At 60.6% G+C, this 17,834-nt stretch carries 20 protein-coding genes; 6 read left to right on the forward strand and 14 right to left on the reverse strand.

Annotated features, from left to right (window positions below):
- Positions 1-61: 61 nt before the first annotated feature.
- Together BM399_RS11815 and BM399_RS11820 are read right to left on the reverse strand one after the other, a co-directional pair.
- The gene (locus tag BM399_RS11815; protein ID WP_092867884.1) at positions 62-946 is read right to left on the reverse strand and encodes a DUF1134 domain-containing protein; all 885 of its coding nucleotides are present in this window, start codon (positions 944-946) and stop codon (positions 62-64) included.
- Positions 947-1,126: 180 nt separating this feature from the next.
- Positions 1,127-1,981 carry a 3'(2'),5'-bisphosphate nucleotidase CysQ family protein gene (locus tag BM399_RS11820; protein ID WP_092867885.1) on the reverse strand — a complete coding sequence of 285 codons (855 nt, stop codon included), beginning with the start codon at positions 1,979-1,981 and terminating at the stop codon, positions 1,127-1,129.
- Between the two features lie 281 nt (positions 1,982-2,262).
- On the opposite strand from BM399_RS11820, the gene BM399_RS11830 reads away from it, so the two are divergent.
- Positions 2,263-2,910: a histidine phosphotransferase family protein gene (locus BM399_RS11830; RefSeq protein WP_092867887.1), complete on the forward strand. Its 648-nt coding sequence runs from the start codon at positions 2,263-2,265 to the stop codon at positions 2,908-2,910.
- Positions 2,911-3,075: 165 nt separating this feature from the next.
- Positions 3,076-3,444: a response regulator gene (locus BM399_RS11835; RefSeq protein WP_092867888.1), complete on the forward strand. Its 369-nt coding sequence runs from the start codon at positions 3,076-3,078 to the stop codon at positions 3,442-3,444.
- A gap of 50 nt (positions 3,445-3,494) precedes the next feature.
- Here the strand turns inward: BM399_RS11835 and BM399_RS11840 are convergent, their stop codons facing one another.
- Together BM399_RS11840 and BM399_RS11845 are read right to left on the reverse strand one after the other, a co-directional pair.
- The gene (locus BM399_RS11840) at positions 3,495-4,286 is read right to left on the reverse strand and encodes a hypothetical protein (RefSeq protein ID WP_092867889.1); all 792 of its coding nucleotides are present in this window, start codon (positions 4,284-4,286) and stop codon (positions 3,495-3,497) included.
- Between the two features lie 197 nt (positions 4,287-4,483).
- Positions 4,484-4,786 (reverse strand): hypothetical protein, encoded by a 303-nt coding sequence (locus tag BM399_RS11845; protein ID WP_092867890.1) that lies wholly within the window; start codon positions 4,784-4,786, stop codon positions 4,484-4,486.
- A 292-nt stretch (positions 4,787-5,078) separates the two neighbouring features.
- On the opposite strand from BM399_RS11845, the gene BM399_RS11850 reads away from it, so the two are divergent.
- Complete coding sequence (locus tag BM399_RS11850; protein WP_092867891.1) at positions 5,079-5,363, forward strand: hypothetical protein; 285 nt, start codon at positions 5,079-5,081, stop codon at positions 5,361-5,363.
- Positions 5,364-5,456: 93 nt separating this feature from the next.
- Here the strand turns inward: BM399_RS11850 and BM399_RS11855 are convergent, their stop codons facing one another.
- The 9 genes from BM399_RS11855 to panB all read right to left on the reverse strand — a co-directional run bounded on the left by BM399_RS11855 (position 5,457) and on the right by panB (position 13,211).
- Positions 5,457-5,720 (reverse strand): hypothetical protein, encoded by a 264-nt coding sequence (locus tag BM399_RS11855; RefSeq protein WP_092867892.1) that lies wholly within the window; start codon positions 5,718-5,720, stop codon positions 5,457-5,459.
- Between the two features lie 409 nt (positions 5,721-6,129).
- Positions 6,130-6,345, reverse strand: a complete 216-nt coding sequence (locus BM399_RS11860) for a cold-shock protein (protein ID WP_013948788.1) — start codon at positions 6,343-6,345, stop codon at positions 6,130-6,132.
- 240 nt (positions 6,346-6,585) lie between these two features.
- Complete coding sequence (locus BM399_RS11865; RefSeq protein WP_092867893.1) at positions 6,586-7,428, reverse strand: 23S rRNA (adenine(2030)-N(6))-methyltransferase RlmJ; 843 nt, start codon at positions 7,426-7,428, stop codon at positions 6,586-6,588.
- 57 nt (positions 7,429-7,485) lie between these two features.
- Positions 7,486-7,932: a DNA polymerase III subunit chi gene (locus BM399_RS11870; RefSeq protein ID WP_092867894.1), complete on the reverse strand. Its 447-nt coding sequence runs from the start codon at positions 7,930-7,932 to the stop codon at positions 7,486-7,488.
- 184 nt (positions 7,933-8,116) lie between these two features.
- Entirely contained in the window at positions 8,117-8,377 is a 261-nt protein-coding gene (locus BM399_RS11875) for a hypothetical protein (RefSeq protein ID WP_244531202.1), read from the reverse strand.
- 139 nt (positions 8,378-8,516) lie between these two features.
- Positions 8,517-9,926, reverse strand: a complete 1,410-nt coding sequence (gene der, locus BM399_RS11880) for a ribosome biogenesis GTPase Der (protein ID WP_092868202.1) — start codon at positions 9,924-9,926, stop codon at positions 8,517-8,519.
- 88 nt (positions 9,927-10,014) lie between these two features.
- On the reverse strand, positions 10,015-11,367 hold the full coding sequence (locus BM399_RS11885) for an outer membrane protein assembly factor BamB family protein (protein ID WP_092867895.1): 1,353 nt from the start codon (positions 11,365-11,367) through the stop codon (positions 10,015-10,017).
- A 24-nt stretch (positions 11,368-11,391) separates the two neighbouring features.
- Complete coding sequence (locus BM399_RS11890; RefSeq protein WP_092867896.1) at positions 11,392-12,174, reverse strand: tetratricopeptide repeat protein; 783 nt, start codon at positions 12,172-12,174, stop codon at positions 11,392-11,394.
- A gap of 155 nt (positions 12,175-12,329) precedes the next feature.
- The gene (gene panB / locus BM399_RS11895) at positions 12,330-13,211 is read right to left on the reverse strand and encodes a 3-methyl-2-oxobutanoate hydroxymethyltransferase (protein ID WP_092867897.1); all 882 of its coding nucleotides are present in this window, start codon (positions 13,209-13,211) and stop codon (positions 12,330-12,332) included.
- Positions 13,212-13,676: 465 nt separating this feature from the next.
- Here panB and BM399_RS11900 point away from each other — a divergent pair, with 465 nt between their 5' ends.
- From BM399_RS11900 to BM399_RS11910, 3 genes are all read left to right on the forward strand, one after another.
- Positions 13,677-15,305, forward strand: a complete 1,629-nt coding sequence (locus BM399_RS11900; protein ID WP_092868203.1) for a L,D-transpeptidase family protein — start codon at positions 13,677-13,679, stop codon at positions 15,303-15,305.
- A gap of 127 nt (positions 15,306-15,432) precedes the next feature.
- A complete protein-coding gene (locus tag BM399_RS11905; protein ID WP_092867898.1) occupies positions 15,433-16,608 on the forward strand; it encodes a sialidase family protein in 1,176 nt (391 codons plus the stop codon).
- The gene (locus tag BM399_RS11910) at positions 16,605-17,234 is read left to right on the forward strand and encodes a hypothetical protein (protein ID WP_092867899.1); all 630 of its coding nucleotides are present in this window, start codon (positions 16,605-16,607) and stop codon (positions 17,232-17,234) included. The genes BM399_RS11905 and BM399_RS11910 overlap by 4 nt, the downstream gene beginning before the upstream one ends.
- Here BM399_RS11910 and BM399_RS11915 read toward each other — a convergent pair.
- The gene (locus tag BM399_RS11915; RefSeq protein WP_092867900.1) at positions 17,231-17,827 is read right to left on the reverse strand and encodes an NnrU family protein; all 597 of its coding nucleotides are present in this window, start codon (positions 17,825-17,827) and stop codon (positions 17,231-17,233) included. The two genes, BM399_RS11910 and BM399_RS11915, sit on opposite strands and share 4 nt — an antisense overlap.
- Positions 17,828-17,834 lie beyond the last annotated feature (7 nt).

Here is a 17,834-nt window from a genome sequence, read left to right on the forward strand (position 1 = left end):
AGAGAAACCCCCTTTTGGGTCTCACTGCAATATCGAACCGGCACTGAGCCGACCACCGGCATCAGAAGGGGTTCCAGGTCGGACTCCTTGTATACTTCAAATAACCCACGTTGGCACCCAGTCGGAGGCCTACCCCCGCCCTAATTGGCGCCAACGAGACGTGGCCAGACTTCTGAAACTGCACGCTTACGCCGCCTACGAGGTAAGCCGACCCCTCAACGCCGCCGAATCGATCAAAAATGTCGTTCGGATCGCGGAGGTTGTAGACGAGCGTCATGACTTTAGATCCGTCGGCGCCGAAATCATAGCCGACCGAGGGGCCTTGCCAGTAGACCCTAAAGGAGCCGGCATCCTTCGTGTAGAGAGTTCCCTCTCCGTAGGCCAGACCGGCGACGAACGCTCCGCCCGCATCCTGTCCCAGAATGTAACCATTCGGCCTGCCAGCCTTCTGGAAGGCCCATTCGATAGCCGACGCCAGTCCGCCGCTGATTTTCCCGAAGAAGTTGTTCCCTGCGCGGATGATCTCATCCTCGGAATACGAACTTCTTTCGGACGCCCCTGGGGGCGGACCGGAATCATAATAGCGGTCATCCCTGCCCGCGTTTTGCGGCGGCGGAGCGTAGGGGTCGCCGTAGCCGCCCGGATCGCCACCCTGGTCGCCACCCTGATTGCGGGGGCCGTTGTAGGGGCCATAGGGATCGCCGCCTGCAGCGCCTCGGGGCGGCGGGGCGTAGCTAGAGTCAGGGGGCGGGGGAGATGCGCGGTACGTGTCGACGCCGCTTTGGCCGGTGTAGGTGTCGGCGGGCGGCCTATAGGCGTCGTCTTGCGCCCCGGCGCTCGAGCCTCCAACGATCAGGCACGCCATGAGACTGAAGATCGATGCAAATGCCGCATTCCTGGCCGCACCTTTAGTTCGCGCTATTCTGTCGAAGCCGCGGCGCCGCATCGGCGTGACCCCTCACTTGTTCTTATTCGCAACACTTTTTTGGCAGGACCAAGCTTTGGCAAGATCTGGCCGGGTCGTCGCACGTGATGCGTGCACCCTCCCGAAGATCGAGCGTGCGCCCGAATCCTATTCTACAGATTCGCCGCTATGTGTTGCTAAAGTATGGCCGCGTCGCGTTGCTTATGCCCTTGGCGCGGCCAATTCGGATTCGCCCCCGCGCCACAGCGGCTGGCGTCCCCAGGCAATGAAATAGGGATTGCGGTAGCCACGTTCGAAATGCCCGTACGTCAGTAGCGATCCGTCCAATTTCGTGACCGATCCTCCGGCACCCTCGAGTATGGCTTGGCCGGCGGCGGTATCCCATTCGTATGTTTCGCCAAACCGCGCGTAGAGGTCGCCTTCGGCGGCGGCGATGAGGCAGAACTTCATCGACGATCCGAGCGGTCTCGTGTCCTGAACCTTGAGCGTTGCCAAAAGCCCCGCGCTCGCACTTCCGACACCCCGGCTGTTGAACGCCACGAGTGCGGCCGGATCAGGCTTTCGTGTGACGAGGCGCTTGAACTGCATTGCTGCAAACGGCAATTCGTCTTTCTGGGAAAGCTTAGCTTCGTAAGAGAAGCCATCCGACCTCGTCACGAACAAGCGCTCGGACGGGGGCAGATAGATCAAACCAAACCGCGTCTTACCGTCTTCAACCAAGCCGATGTTGATCGAAAACTCCGGCTTGCCGCGTATGAACAGCCGCGTTCCGTCGAGCGCGTCGACGAGGAAAAATCGCTTCGCGTATTCGCATGTGGCACCGGCCGCGATCCGCTCTTCCGCAGCGACGGGCACATCCGGCGCAACAGACGCCAGCGCCGCCAGCAGAATGTCCTCAGCCTCACGATCGGCAGCCGTTACGGGCGACCTGTCGGCCTTTTGCTCGAACTTCACGCCATTCGTGAAATGCGACATCTCGAGACGCCCGGCCTCGCGGACAGCCGGAAGCAAGGCTGCGATCAGTGCATCGTGATCGTTGACGTCGATTGGCGACATCTTGAAGCTAACCCCGTTCGAATCAGTTGGCGCGGGGCGAGCCCGCGATTACGAATACGCTTTACCGCGCCCCAGTTCTTACCGTGGCGCGTAAGACCCATGTCTTCCATGAAAATCCGGGCCTGGACGGCCCACCGGCCGCGAGACTTGGCAACCGTCGTTCGGCGCATGTATCAGAGCATGGGGCATTATCGCAAGCCGCCTCCGCCGGTTCGCGTCGCGCTGTCGCGCTTGAGCTGCGGCACACTCTCGATCGAGAGAATCTCAGAAAAGGGTCACTAATGAACCAGCGCGTTCCGCCGACCGATCTCGAACTCGCGGCAATGATCTCGAGCAAGATCTGTCACGACATCATCAATCCGGTCGGCGCTATCTTCAATGGACTGGAAATCCTCGACGAGGAGGACGACGAACAAGCGAAGAGCTACGCGCTGAACGTCATCCGGAACGTCACGGAACAGGCGTCCGCGCGATTGGAATTTGCCCGTTTTGCATTCGGCGCCGCCGGATCGGCCGGGAGCATGATCGACCTGACGACCGCCGAGAAAATTTCTCGCGGCTTCGTCGCCATCACGCAGGGCAAGCACAAGCTGACATGGCGTGGCGCGCCGGGTCTCGTCGCCAAAGACAAGGTGAAGCTTCTTCTCAACCTCATTGCTTCCGCTGTCACTGCACTACCGCGCGGCGGAGAGATCGACGTTTCCATCGGCGGCTCATTCGAGCAACCGACGTTCCTCATCAGGTGCAAGGGCACGGCTGCACGGCCGCCGCAGTATCTAACCGACTTCGTCGCCGGCAAGCCGCTGGCGCTCGATGCCATCACTATACAGGCATACTACACGTGGCGCATCGCGCCATCGGCTGGGATGAGACTGGAAATTCTGAAGGATGGCGCGGACATTCTTCTCGTCGCGAAGCCGGCGAGCTGACCAGAAGGGATCGAGCCAACGCGATCGGCCATCCGATCGCGGCTGCCTTTCCGCCATACATCTTAAGAGCGCGTTAATATTTTACGTGCACTTTTCAGAACATCGTTTGCTCTGGTCGCCTTGCTGTCGGTTGGTGCAGCACTCTGCTTGCGAGACGCCCTCGATATGCTTCACTGCTTCATCATCGATGACTCCGAGATCGTCCGGAAATACACCCGGCTTATTTTCGAGAGCTTAGGCTTTCGTGTGAGCGAGGCGGACAGCCCGATCGCCGCGATTGAGCGGCTGGGCTCGGAAGCGCCGGATTATATTTTGCTCGATTGGCGCATGCCGGGCTCGAACAGTATCGAGTTCCTTGGGAAACTACGCGCGCTGCAGCTGAGCGTCCGGCCCTACATCATTTATCTGGTCACCGAGAATGATCCGCTCGAAATCCAGCGAGCGCTCACTCACGGTGCCGACAATTTCCTGCTGAAGCCGTACAATCGGCAGATCGTCGAAATGAAGCTGCAGGAAATCCGAACCGCCGCTTGATCAAAACGGCGGTTCGCGAAACAAGCCCGAACTTCAATCAGCCCTTGGCTTTACTGAGCTCCGTCGCCGTCCGTGGGCGGCAGCGGAGTCGGATAGCCTGCGTCGTCGGCATCCGCGTTGTGCGGAGCCGCAGCCGGGGCATCGGCCGGTGCCTTCTGCGCTTTGTGCTTAGCGGGCTTCGCCGGAATTTCTGGCAACGAGCCCGTCTCGACCTTGGATACGTTGTGGATCGGTTTGACGACTGCGTCAGACGACGCGGTGTCGGCGGCGGCTGCGCCGGTGTCGGGCGACGGCGCGGCGGCTTCCTTCTTCTCCTCAGGCTTCTTCGCCTTGTGAGCGAGGACAGATTTCGGATCGGGCACGGGCTCAGCGGTGGCTTTGTGAGCCGGCGCAGCGCCGTCTGTGTGGACCGTTGCTTCCTTCGTTACGCTCTTTTTCGCCGGTTTCGTTTCGGCTGGCGTGACGTCGGAAGCGGTTTTCTTCGCCGGCTCAGTAGCGACGTCGTCGGCTGAGGATTGTTCGGAACCGGGAAGCGACGAGCCGCCCCAGCACACGGTCGCTTCCGCGGTGCAGGTGTGCTCATCGAAAACGATGAAATTCAGAAACAGCTCGCAAGACACGGTCTTCTTGCCGGTACGGAAATCGCTGACGCCGCGCTCGGTCATTTTCGATTGAATGAGCTTGTCGAGCAGATCCTTGGCGTCTTTGGTCGGGCCGTCTTTGCCGTAATCGTTGACGGTGAAGCCGTAACGCTTGCACTCCGCATTTGCCGAGACGGTTGTCGCTACGGCGAAGGTCGCGGCCAATGCGAATGCGGAAACGAAGTTGACCGAGAAGCGCATAACGTTAGTTCTCCCTCAAAGCCCCACCCTGAGATCAGGCTGCCTTTCTATTGTCAGCACAATGGCAAGACGAGGGCGAGTGGCGCATCGGCACCAGTTGACAGGTTTGTCGCCAGGGAAGGAAAAAACCCACAGCATCCCGGCCGCCGGTGTGACCAGGCGGCCATTATGCTCAGCAAAGCCAATGACCTAGAGGGTCAGTGCATATAGGGCGCGTTGCCGCCCCAGATGCTGCCCACGCCCGTATTGAAGAAGAAGCCGTTGTCGAAGGGCCCAGCTATCGTCTGCTCATCGAATGAGGGCGGGCCGGGGGGGCGCTTCTTGTTGCGGTTGGTGCCGTAGGTGTTGATGGAGTCTGCCTTGCCGTAGGAGTAGCCGCCGCGCTTGTGGCGAAGTGCATATCCATCCGACGAAGACTGGCCGTCCGCAGCAATTGCGGGAGCGGCTATGCCGAAAAGCAAAGCACTGGCGAAGATGGCCGAAATAATCCTGATTTTCATCGCTGTAGCCTCTCTGCGCCATTCACGTATCGAGCAATTCTATAACCCATCAATACTGAAATTATCATTGCACGAGTTGAAGAAATGGTATCGCGTCGCAATTGGCGCAAGGCTGTAACTTCTTGACAACGGATCTGCGAGATTGGTGGCCTCTTCAAAGCGAGGCTTGGCGATTTATTCGCCCGGTGTGGTAAGATTCCCACTGTGGGAGCGCCAAACGGCGCGCGGCTTCTCCAATGCGGAAAATTGCTCGGCTTAAGCTGTTGTCCCACTGGCCTCGTGGAGACGGCGCATGGAATATCTTCCACTGATCATCCAGCTCCTCAGCGGTGCTCTTGGCGGTAACGCCACCGGCGCTCTGTTGAAGAACCTGAGCCTTGGGACGCTCGGCAACGCCATTGCAGGTATAGTCGGCGGCGGCATCGGCGGCCAAATTCTCGAACACGTTTTCAATACGGCAGTCGCTGGCGGCGCCATGGATCCGACTGCCATCATCACCCAAATCGTGGGATCCGGTGTCAGCGGCGGCATTCTGACTGCGATCGTCGGCGCTCTTCGGAACGCAATGGCGAAGTAACGTTCAGTCCAGAAAAAACTCGCCGGCGCGGCGGCCGGCGAGTCGTTATTTTTTCGAGGGCTCGTCTCAACTCGTTTCGGAAAGAATGGCGGCTCAGCCGCAAGCCTTCTGACGTGCGGTGCAGTGTGGCAAGCCGACCGACGACGTATCGCACTTGATCCTTACGACGCCGCGCGGGGTCCAGCCGTGATTTTCAATCGAGTGCTTGAGCGCCTGGCCAGCCATGAACTTCGCGAGATCTTCCGTCACCATGACGGACTCTCCGCCAGCGAGAACGCAGCCGGCGTATGCCGAGCTCGAAGCCATTCCAACAGTTGCCGCGAACGCGATGAGCCCCGTACGAATAAGTCTCTTCATGTCTTTAGTCTCCCCTGGACCGATGCGTGATACCGGCATCCGAAATCTCGCCGATGACGCGCGCATCATGTTGCGCGTCTGACGAGCCGCTCCCCATTCCGGATATTCGGCCTACGTCACACCTTTGTTCAAAGCCTCGGTTTCGAAGCTCTCAATGCGGAACAGACCAAATGCTTCGAAGTGCGTCCCCGAATCGTTCGGACTGACCGCACGCATCATAGCGCCAACGCACGCGCAACGCTGTTCCCCAACTGCGGCAAGCGACCAGCAAATCGCGAATGCGTAAGACACATCGCACGTCAAGGCGACGCGGAATTCGCGCGAGCCTGCCGTCGAGAATGCTCAAGCCAACACTTACCCAGCGCCGCGACCGAAGCCGAGACGCGAGCAAGTCAGTCTTCAAAGAACTTCAGCCTGCTCTTTGGAGATCGACGGCTTTAGGACCTTTGCCGCGCTTATCGGGCTCGGTCTCAAATGAAATTCGCATCCCCTCGTTGAGCTCACCAATTCCGGATCGCTCAACTGCGGTTACATGCACAAAAACGTCATTGCCCCCTGCATCCGGCTTGATGAAGCCGTAGCCTTTCTGGGAATTATAAAATTTAACGGTACCTGTCTGGCGCATACATCGTCTCCTGGCAGCCCGGCATTCGATGCAAGCTTGCTCTAAGCTTCGCATCGACACCGCGGCGAGCCTCGGAGCCGAATGATCCCAAGCGCCTGCTGCCGGATCGCACTAACTCGCGCCGGACCCGTAGAACGCATCGGGAGCTACCGTGCCGCTGCCCGCCTTAGCGTGCGGCAATTTATCCTGTAAATACGGGCACCTTGCAAGGTGAAATGCTGCACAGCAACTATATGACGGTTATTGAACGGCAGAGCGCAACTCGAAGCTCGCGCCCGAACCCTCCGCCAACAGATCTTTCAGAACCGGCAAAATCGCTTCGAGCTCGTCTTTGAGCCGGTACGGCGGATTGATGACGAGAACGCCGGACGCGGTCAGGCCAAGTCCCGCAAAAGACTTCGAGACTGCCAGCCTGACGTCGAGAAATTCGAGCCCTGTCCGCGATGTGACAGTCGCCACGAGGCGGTCCGCTGCCGCTTCATCCTTGAGCGGATACCAGATCGCGTAGGTGCCAGACGCGAAGCGCGTCATGGCCTCGCCGACGGCCGTCGCCAGATCCGCGAATTCGCTTTTTGCCTCGAAGGGCGGATCGATCAGCACGAGACCGCGCCGTTCCTTCGGCGGCAGCAGCGACTTCACGGCGTGGCGGGCATCGATGTTGAGGACCGTCGTCGCCTTGAAGCGGCGCAGTTCCTCCTTGAGCCTCGCAAAATCCGCGACGTTCAACTCGTTGGCGATCAGGACGTCATCGGCGCGCATGAGTTGGCGGGCGATCAGGGGACTTCCCGGATAATATCGAAGCTCATCGCCGTTCATCGCGCGGACGCATTCGAGATAGGGCGCCACCAATTCGGCGACGGCCGGGGGCAACTCAGCTTCGATGATGCGGGCGATGCCGTCGCGCCATTCGCCCGTCTTGCTCGCTTCCGTTCCTGCGAGATCGTAGCGTCCGGCGCCCGCATGCGTGTCGATCACGCGAAACGGCCGCGGCTTCTGCTTCATGTACGTCAGGATGCGCGCCAGTACGATGTGCTTCAGGACGTCGGCGAAATTCCCGGCGTGATAGTCATGGTGGTAATTCATGGTGCAGCGATCGAGTTCGGGGTGTGCGACAAACCGCAATTGCGCGGGCTGACTGCGTCAGGCTTTCTGTTCCCATCGCCCGGTTTCAGACTGCTGCCAATACGTGACCGTACAGCCTGCGGCTTTGGCGGCCTTCCATTGGGCACGCGCGATGGCGACGGCATCCGGATCATGTCCGTCGAAAACATAGACAAAGCGTTCGGCTCCCTTGAACTCGCGCGCTTCGGCGCCGTCGACGAGAAAGCGTACGCCCGCGCCGTTCGGTGTCTCGTCGGTCAGCGTCAGATAAACCGGCTGTTCGCTCGCGTGACCGATGCGCGCCGTGCCGTGCGGCAAAAAACTGTCGTCGGCGTAGGTCCACAACGCCTGATCCAGCGCCTCCAAACGTTCCTCGTTGCCGACTTGGACGACGGCTCGCCAGCCGCGCGCGAGTGTCTTGTCGAGGAGGCTCGGTAGAACGCGCTCCAGCGTTTGCTGCTCAAGATGGTAGAAAAAGACGTCCATCCCGCTTGCATGGCGCACTGGACGCCGGAACGCAACAATTTGCGGGGAGGTCTTGAACGGGGGTGCGAAGCACCTATCTAACCCCGTCCGGAGCGGCGCCAGTTGATGCGGCTGACGCCCGTGCGGGCGGTGAGCATGACGGCCTAGCCGCTTGCTCCCGCCCGCTGCGATCTTCTTTCAGATTTTACTTCTTCAGATATTTCGCCGGGACTTCGCCCGCATCGATAAGAGCCGTGACGCAGGTCGGCGTCAGGCCTTTTCTGTTGGCCTCAATGCAGCGGCGAAGCTCCACACTTTCAGGCGAATATTGCGAGCAGAAATTCTGGTAGTCGCCCGCGCAAGCCTGTCTGACTTTCGCGGTATAAGCAGCAGCAGCCACGCCGGCGAAAAGTGCAGTGCCTGCTGCCAAAACGACTGACATCAGGGCCGCATCAAACTTTCTCATTCGTCGATCCTCGAAGTTTCGTGGTTGGCATCCTCTACGCAAACGAATCCGATTCGAAAATTAACTTTTTTCGACTCTGCGAGCACGAGGTTTTGCTCGCTCGGCATCAATTTGCCGGACGGATGTTGCGCGGAACTGTCTACCGCTTGTCGGGAGCGAACGGGTTGTCGCTTTTGCGGAGGTGGAAGCGAACAGGAACACCGGGAAGATCGAACGTCTCTCGCAGAGAGTTCGTCAGGTACTTCACATACGACTGCGGCAATGCTTCCGCGCGCTGCGAGAAGGCGACGAACGTCGGCGGACGCGTCGACAACTGCGTGACATAGCGGATCTTGATGCGCCGTCCGTGCACTGCCGGCGGCGAGTGACGGCTCAGCGCCCCTTCGAGCCAGCGATTGAGATGCGCCGTCGAAACGCGGCGATTCCAGGTTTCGTATGTTTTCGCGATCGCCGACATCAGATGATCGAGGCCGCTCTCGGAACGTGCCGAGATCGCGATCAGCGGAACGCCTGGAACCTGAGCCAAGCTTTCGGCGACCTTGGCCTTGAGTTCGCGCAACGTCTTCTGCTTTTCGGGAACGAGATCCCATTTGTTGATCGCAACGACGAGCGCACGGCCTTCCTCGACGACGCGATGGCCGATCGTCAGGTCCTGATGCTCGAAGGGCCTTTCGGCGTCGATCAAGAGCACGACGACCTCGGCAAACCGGATGGAGCGGACGGCGTCGCTCGCCGACAGCTTCTCCGCCGTCTCCGTGATCTTGGCTTTGCGGCGAAGCCCCGCCGTATCGAACAGCCGGATCGCCTGACCTTTGTATTCGAAATCGCTCGAGACGCTGTCGCGGGTCAGCCCGGGTTCGGGGCCCGTGATCATCCGGTCTTCGCCGAGAAGCGCGTTCACCAGCGTCGACTTCCCCGCGTTCGGGCGGCCAACGATCGCGACGCGGATACGCTTTTCGCGCTCCGGCTTTTCCGCCGGCTTTTCATCATCCGCTGCAGTGTCGCCAGATCGCCGCTTCCTGGCGACCGTCGCCGGCTTCAATCCGAGCGCGCCCAGAACGTCGTCCGCGAGATCTCCGATGCCTTCGCCGTGCTCAGCCGAGATTGCTATCGGCGCCCCCAGTCCCAGTGAGAAAGCGTCGAGCACGCCGTCGGTGCCTTTATGGCCTTCGGCTTTGTTCGCGACGAGGACGACGGGCTTTCCCGACTGGCGGGCGATACGGGCAAATTCCTTGTCGGAGCCGGTAACGCCGGCGCGTGCGTCGATAACAAAAAGGATGAGATCGGCCGTGGCGATCGCCTGCTCGGACTGCTTGCGCATGCGGTCCGCAATCGAACCGCGCTGCGCCTCTTCGAGGCCCGCGGTGTCGACGAGGCGAATTTCGTTTCCGTAGAGGTCTGCGACGCCATCGCGGCGGTCGCGCGTCAAGCCCGGCAGATCGGAGACGAGCGCGGCGCGCGTTCCGGTCAGGCGGTTGAACAGGGTCGACTTGCCAACGTTGGGACGGCCTACGATTGCAACGACGGGAGTTTGAGCGGGGCGATTCAAAAGGGAGCCAAAAAGAAACTGATTGCTGGGGGAGCGCTGCCTTTCCGCATGCGAGCGGAGAGCCAACGCTGACCTCCTAGCCCAATTCTCAGTTGAGAGCGATGAGTTTTGCCGAATCGGTCAAAACGAACATGCGTCCCTGGGCCACGATCGGCGGAATATAGACCGTATCGCCGACGCTCATCTGGCCGCCGACCTTACCGGTTGCTGCGTCAACGCTCACGATATCGCCCTTACTCGACACCAGCCAGAGGGTTCCCGCGGCCATGACCGGGCCCGCATAGCTCTTTGCCGCGGGGAGCTGCGTCGTCCAGCGCGTTTTCCCATCCTTGCGGGTCAGCGCCATAAGCCGTCCTCCCGTATCGACGACGTAAACCGCGTCGCCGACGACGCAGGGCGGCTCGGAACCGGGAATGTTCGCAGACCACTGCCGGTCGCCTGTTTTGGCGTGGGTGGCGATCATGCGTCCGGCGTGGCCGATGGCGAAGACCGTGCCATCATCGATCGCGGGCCGCGCGACATCGCTCATCGAGGCGATCTGCGAAGTCTGGCGCGTGCGGGACAGATTTTCGGTCCAGACGGTCGAGCCGTCCGTCAACCTAAACGCCATGATGTCACCCGACGGGTACGGCACCACGACGACATCCTGGTCGACGGCCGGGCTCGCAGACGTCATCAGGCTTGCGCTTTGCGGCAGTCCGCGGGCGGACCATATTTCCGCACCGTCGACGCCGTTCAAGCAATAGAACCTGCCGTCGATCGTGATGACGTAGAGCCGGTCTCCAGACGCGGTCGGCGCCGCGCGAACGGGGACGTCGAGATTTTTCGTCCAGATCGATTTGCCGGTTGCCGGATCGAGAGCGGCGACAACGCCATATCCGTTCGCGACGTAGAGGCGGCCGTTTTCGGCAGCGAGGCCGCCACCGTAGCCGCCGAGGCCGACGGTCGTGTCAGGCTTCGTCGAGATCTTGAAGACACTGCTGCCTGACAGCGAAAAGGCTGCAACGTTCGCTGCCGCGTCGAGCGTGTAAATGCGGCCATCGAATATGATCGGACTTGCGGTGACGCGGCCGGTCTTCGATGAGCCTTGCCCAGAGCTCGCACTCCACGTCTGACGCAGGGCACCGTTCAGCGCGAGATTGCCCGGTGCGTTACCCGGTTCGCCGCCCGGCTGCGCCCATGCATCGTTCGTGCGGGGCGACGGGATGACGATCGGCGCGTTCGCGTCGGCCAGGTTCGCTGAAATGCTTTCCGTCGTCTCGACAACGGGGATGCGCCGGCCGGGCAACGGCGTCTGTTTTTCCTTGAAGGGATTGAGGTCGCTGATCTTGGGGAGAGACGGACCGTCTCCCGCACAGCCACCGAGCAACAGCGTTACGACGAGCGCGAAAAGCGATGACGCGCCGAAACGTGTCTGCGATCCCCCGTTGCCCAACCCCATTCTCCCCTCACCGCTTCGCGGTTTTTACTTCTTATCGGCCGTGCCGTCCGTGGCGGGCTGCGCTTCCGTCTTCGGAGGCTCGGCCGGCTTGGCTGGTTCGGCTGCCGCTGCCGGCGGCGTCGCTGCCGGTGGCTCCTTCGCGGCAACTTCAGTGCCGGCTATGCCGGACATGATGACCTTGACGCGTTCCTGCGTATCGCCAGGAACGTTCGGATCGACGAGCAGAGGTTCGAGATACTTACGCGCGTCATCGAACTTCTTCGCCTTGTAGGCAGCTACCCCGAGCAACTCCCGGGCGCTGTTCTGGAAAGGTGCGCCCTCGGCGACTAGAGGTGTCAGGCGATTCTGGATTTCGTCATAGTCCGCATCCGCCATCCGTAGGGAGGCTGCCTGCAGCTGTGCGAAGCTTTTCAACAGATCATCTGCGCCCGTCTGCTTCGCGAGCGAATCATAGGTTGCAACCGCATCGGCCGTCTTGCCCTCTTTAACCTGGGCGCCGGCCAGTTGCAGCTTTGCCAGGGCCGCGTAGCCGGCTGGGCCGTTGTCCGCGATCGCTTTGAAGGCTTTGTCTGCCTCGTCCTTCTTTTTCTGGTCGCTCAGGTTCTCGGCAGCCGCGAATTCGGCTCCGCCCGTCTCGGCGGCCGTGATCCGATGATGTTCGAGCATTTTATAGCCCGCCACGGCGAGCACGATGAGCACGGCACCGCCCAGGATCAGGCCGTTGTAGCGCTTCCAGATTTTATGCATCTGTTCGCGGCGGAGCTCTTCCTCGACCTCGCGGAGCAGACTGTCATTATTGTCGGCCATTAACTCTTAAACCTCATTCAGTCGCCGGAGCTGAGGAGAATATCCTCACGATCAGCCCGGCTGGCGGGGCATAGATAGCGGAGCGTGCGCTCCGAGCAAGCCCTGGCCCGAAGTTTCCTTTGTGTAAGCGTAGCCGAACCCCCAGTCCAATACGGTTAAGTGGTCGGAGTCTTGGGCTTTTTCGTGGCCCGGACGGCGTCGACCGGCGCCTCGGTCTCCGGGCTCTTAAGATTGTAAACGTGCTCCGGCGCGGGGAACGTCCTGGCGCGGACCTCTTCAGCATAGGAGGCTATCGCACGGTCGATGGCGGCTCCGATCGCGCCAAATTTCTTCACGAATTTCGGGACGTTCGGCGACAGACCGAGCATGTCCTCCATGACCAGGATCTGACCATCGCACCCGGGCGACGCGCCAATGCCGACCGTCGGGATCGGTATGGCGTCGGTGATGCGTTCGGCGAGCGGAGCCGTCATGGCTTCAAGAACGACGGCAAAGGCTCCGGCCTCTGCGACCAGGCGCGCGTCATCTTCTATCGCCTGCCAATCATCGACCGAGCGACCTTGCGTCTTGAATCCGCCCAGCACGTTCACGGACTGAGGCGTGAGGCCGATGTGCGCCATCACCGGAATGCCGCGGTCGACGAGAAAACGGATCGTCTCCGCCATGCGCCTGCCGCCTTCGAGCTTCACGGCGCCGCAGTCTGTCTCCTTCATGACTTTCGCAGCGTTGCGAAACGCCACGGACGGGCTCTCCTCGTAAGTGCCGAATGGCATGTCGACAACGACGAGGGCCTTTTTCGAGCCCCGCACGACGGCCTGGCCGTGCATGATCATCAATTCGAGCGGTACCGGCACGGTCGTTTCATAGCCGTGCATCACCATGCCCAAGCTGTCGCCCACGAGCAGGAAATCGCAGTGGTTATCGGCAATCGCAGCGGTGTGCGCGTGGTAGGCCGTCAGCGCAACGATGGGCTCGCCGCCTTTGCGGGCGGCAATATCGGGCGCCATGAGCCGGCGGCGCTTGACGTGAATGGACATTATACTCCGATCGGCGGTAACGCCGTCATTTCTCAAGTGAGCCGTTGGGCCGACGCGGGCCTAGGACATAGCCGTATCGGGCCAAAACGCAGTTTACGAAACCTCGGGCTTTGTCGCCAGCAGAGACGCCCGCTCAAAACCAAATCGTTTGGTAAATTTCTCCACTGACTATCCACAGTTAATGGCGCAATATCGCCGAAAGCGTTGAATTAGCGCCACATCGCAACCCCCGAATCATCGGCGGTGCGGCACTGTGGTTGCGCCTTCTGACTGGCCTCTGATAGCCAACTTATAGCGCAAGTTGAGGGTTAACTATCTGCCTGATGCTTGGCGCTCTGACGGGTGTGGGTCATTTCGCGTCGGGTGGGTCGCGTGCGTTGTTCGACCAAGTTCAAAGGCAGAGTTCCGCCGGCGTCGCGCTCCATCGCGATTAGCGCACTCATTTTGAGCATTTTCGGATTGAGCATGTTCGTCGGCCCGTCTGCGGTCGATGCAAAATCCAAAGCCGGCATTTTGAAATCCGCCCGCGATGCTGCGATCATCACGCCGCCGACGTCGCCGCTTCTGGTCGTCGTTTCGATCAGGCGGCAGAAAGTCCGCGTCTATGACGCAAATGGCGAAATCGCATCGTCTCGCATCTCATCCGGCCGTCCGGGCTTCGAGACGCCGACAGGTGTGTTCTCGATCCTCGAAAAGAATGTCTACCACACCAGCAACATTTACTCCGGCGCGTCGATGCCTTACCAGGAGCGCATCACGTGGTCGGGCATAGCGTTTCATGCGGGTGACATTCCGGGCTTCCCCGCGTCGCACGGCTGTATTCGCCTTCCCTTTGCTTTCGCAAAGAAGCTTTACGGCCTCACCAAGCTCGGCACTCGCGTCGTCGTGACGTCTGAAGAAGTCGAACCGATTGCTTTCGACAGCCCAAAACTGTTCCAGCCTCTTCCGGCCGACGAAGCATCGGCGATGAAATCCGATCGATCGAAGCCGGCACAGCTCGCCGTGAACGACCAGCCAGACGACAGTTCGACGTCCGACGCTTTGCAAGAATTGCCGCTGTTCATCGGCGTATCACCTGCACTCATCAGAGCGGTCGCGGATATGCCGCGCGATCCGCAGCGCCGTCCGACGACGCGCGCGGAAGCCGATCAGATCATGCAGGAGAAGCTTGATCGCGCGCGAGCATCGCTCAAGACCGCAGAGGCGGCACTAGCAACAGCACAAGAACGGGCCACCGCCACTGCGAAGGAATTCGAGGGTCCAAGCCAGCGCTATGAAATGGCGCGGCGTGCGGTCGAGCCGCTCCGTGAAAACCTCAAGGCTGCAGAAGCGCGCCAGCAGGACGCGATGAAGGCATTCGCGGCGTACATGTCGGGTGCGACCACGACCACAACGCTGCAGCTGGCATCCGCAGATGCGAACGTCTCGCTTGATCGCGAAAGTGCGCTCGAGGAGGCGTTGCTCGATCTGACTATCGAAGCCGATCGGGCGCGGGCCCAAGCAGCTCAAGGTGAGATGAGCTTCGCGGAAGTCCAGGCTGGTTATTCCGCGGCACAGACGGCTCGCGATACGGCGGCCGACGTGCTGCGCGATGCGCAATCGGATCTTACGTCGGCGCAGGCCGCACTCTCTGACGCCAACAAGGAAATGCGGCTCCGATCCAAACCGGTTTCGGTTCTGGTCAGTCTTCGCGCCAAGCGGCTCTATATCCGCCAGGGGATCGATCCGCTTCTCGAGGCGCCGATCACCGTCGCACCGCTGCCGCACAGGGTCGGAACGCACGTGTTCACCGCCATGCGGTACAGCACCGATCCCAATACTTTCGATTGGAGGCTGGTCAGCGCCCAGACGCCGGTTGCGGGGCAGCCGTTCGAAGACGGCAAGAAAAAGCGCAGCAGGACGGCGCTAGCGCTAGGACGCGCGCTCAATGTGCAAATGGCGACTGAGGCGCTCAGCGCCTTTACGATCCCGGACGATATACTTGCGACGATTACAGAGCTCGCACGACCCGGCTCGTCCCTGATCGTTTCCGACGGCGAGCTGCCGCTTCACGAAAACGGAAACGGCACGGAATTCGTCGTGATGACGCGATAACCACACTTCCGCGGTTGTTTTTCGAACCCGCGACGGCATTCGAGTTCAGTTTCGTTTCAGTGTCGTTGAACGGGGGGCTCTCTACAGCTATACCCCCGAACACGAATACTCCGGCGGGGACATAATTTTGCTGAAGAATGCCGGAACCAGGGCCCTCGCGACGTGGGCAACGCTTCTTTGCTCGGCCGGTCTCGTCGCCCTTCTATTCAACAAGATGTCACCACGAAGCGAGCCGTGGACCTTCGCGGTCAACGTTCCTGAACCGCCGGTGCGCGGGCCTCTCGAGACCCAAGCCGAAATCATCACGCCGGCGGATCAGAAAAAATTCGTTCATGGGGCTTCGGTCATCGCCATTCCAGACGGGCTTCTCGCCACTTGGTACAGCGCGACCTACGAAGGCGCCGTGGATGGCGAACTGGTTTCATCGCGCTTCGACGGTTCGCACTGGTCGCCGAACGCCGTCATCACGACGAGCGCGCGCGTCAGCCAGGACTTCGGCATCACGATCAAATCGGTCGCCAACCCAGTTTCATTCCGGCGCTCGGCGAACGAGATCTGGCTGTTTTTCGCAGCTTCGCGACTCAGCGGCTGGGCGACTTGCGAGATCGGACTGATACGCAGCTTCGACAACGGGCAAACCTGGGACCCGGCGGAGCGGCTTTACGCGTCACCCTTCTTGAATATGTCGCATCTGACGAAATCGGTACCGATACTTTTTTCCGACGGGCGCATCGGGCTTCCGGCGTATCACGAGATGAACCGGAAATATCCAGTCTTGCTCGTGCTCGACCAAAGCGGGCGCGTCGTTGACCGGCGACGCATGGGGCACGGCGGAAAGGTCGGGTATCAGCCGTCCATCGTGCCAACGGGTCCGTCGACGGCCATTGCCTTCGTGCGGCGGCTGAGGCATCCCAAAAACATCCTGATCACCCGCACGGCGGATGGCGGCCAGACCTGGACGCCGCCAGCGCCCATCGATCTTCCGAACCCTGGCGGACCGATATCGGCGATACGATACGACGCTTCCCACATCCTCATGGCATTCAACGACGATCCTGAGGTCGAGCGTAACATCACGCTCGCGCTTACCGATCTCGAAGGAAAAACCTATCAACGCGTCGGCGTCGTCGCGAACATGGATCCTGAGATCAAGAAGAGCACAGTGACGTATCCGTATCTTATCGCGTCCGCGCCCGGCCAATTCGATGTCGTCTATTCGCGACCGATAAAATCCATCAATCACGTCCGGTTTTCGAGCGCCTGGGTGCAACACGGCGCGCAACCTCCGGCGGCTGGGCAATGACAATGACCCTCGATTTTCTGCTGAACAGGTCGGGCGCCGTACTCGTGATTTTCACTTTGTCGGCGGTCGTTGCGGGCTTCTTCACCAAATCTCCGGCGTGGCGCACCGCTTTCGGGATCGCGGGCCTAGTTGGCGCGCTTCTCATCGCGATCTCGACACGATCCGCTTTCGAGTGGACCGCATCAGCACTCGAGCGGCCATCGCCGCCGGGGCTTCTGCTGCTTGTCGTTCTGGCGATCGCGACAGTCATGAACCGGCCGCTTGCAACATCAGCGGAATTCCGCTTCGGGACGCTGATGCTCGCCGTTGCGGGGCTCGTACTTTATCCCGCCGCAGTGGGCTTTCTCAATTACGACAGCTACGTGCTCGGCTATCGCGGATATCTGTTGCCGGCCGCGATTGCGGTCGTTCTCGCCTACGCGATCTACCGCGGGTATTTCATCAGTGCGCTGGCGCTGAACGCGGCGATCCTAGTGTTTCTATTCGGCACGCGACAAAGCCTCAATCTCTGGGACTATGTCGTCGATCCAGTCGCCTGGATCATCGCGACCGCAACATGGATTGCGATCGCCATTCGATTTCTCGTCGTGCGTGTCAGCACAAAAAAGGTATTGGCGCCGGCTTAGGCCGTAAGTCCCGGCATCGGCGCAACACCGATCAGCCACTGATGCCCGACCAGCAGTATCCATGCATAGAGCGCCAGCCCGATGACGATGACGAGCACGTCATTGAGTGCGCTGGACGGAGACGCCGCGCCTAACGGGCCCCTAGCTCCGCGCTTCTTCACCGAGATGCGGTCGTAAACCGCGAACGCCAGGAAGGATCCAAAAAGCAGAAGCGAGGCGAGATCGCCATTCGCGAGCAAATGCGCGAGCGCCCAGATCTTGATCGCGATGAGCATCGGATGGCGGGTCGCGGTGCGGATCCGCGACGGGATGAGCGACGCCACGAGCAGGATCATTGCCGGCAGCATCAAGGCCACGGCGAGGTGGCGCGTCCAGACCGGCGGCTCCCACAGAAGGGGATTTTTCCCCGGATGGAGTTGCAGCTTGTGGAAGCCGAGCACGATGACGACGATCCCCACGAGCGACAACAGCGAGAAGAGGATTTTATACGGCCCCTCGCCGATGCGCTCTTTCAGGCCGTCGCGAAGTTCGGGTTGCGTCGGAATGAGATGAACGCCCAGGAATAAAATCAATCCGACGATCAAGACCATCATGGCGTGC

It is taken from the genome of Hyphomicrobium facile, assembly GCF_900116175.1.
GTDB classification, from domain to species: domain Bacteria; phylum Pseudomonadota; class Alphaproteobacteria; order Rhizobiales; family Hyphomicrobiaceae; genus Hyphomicrobium_B; species Hyphomicrobium_B facile.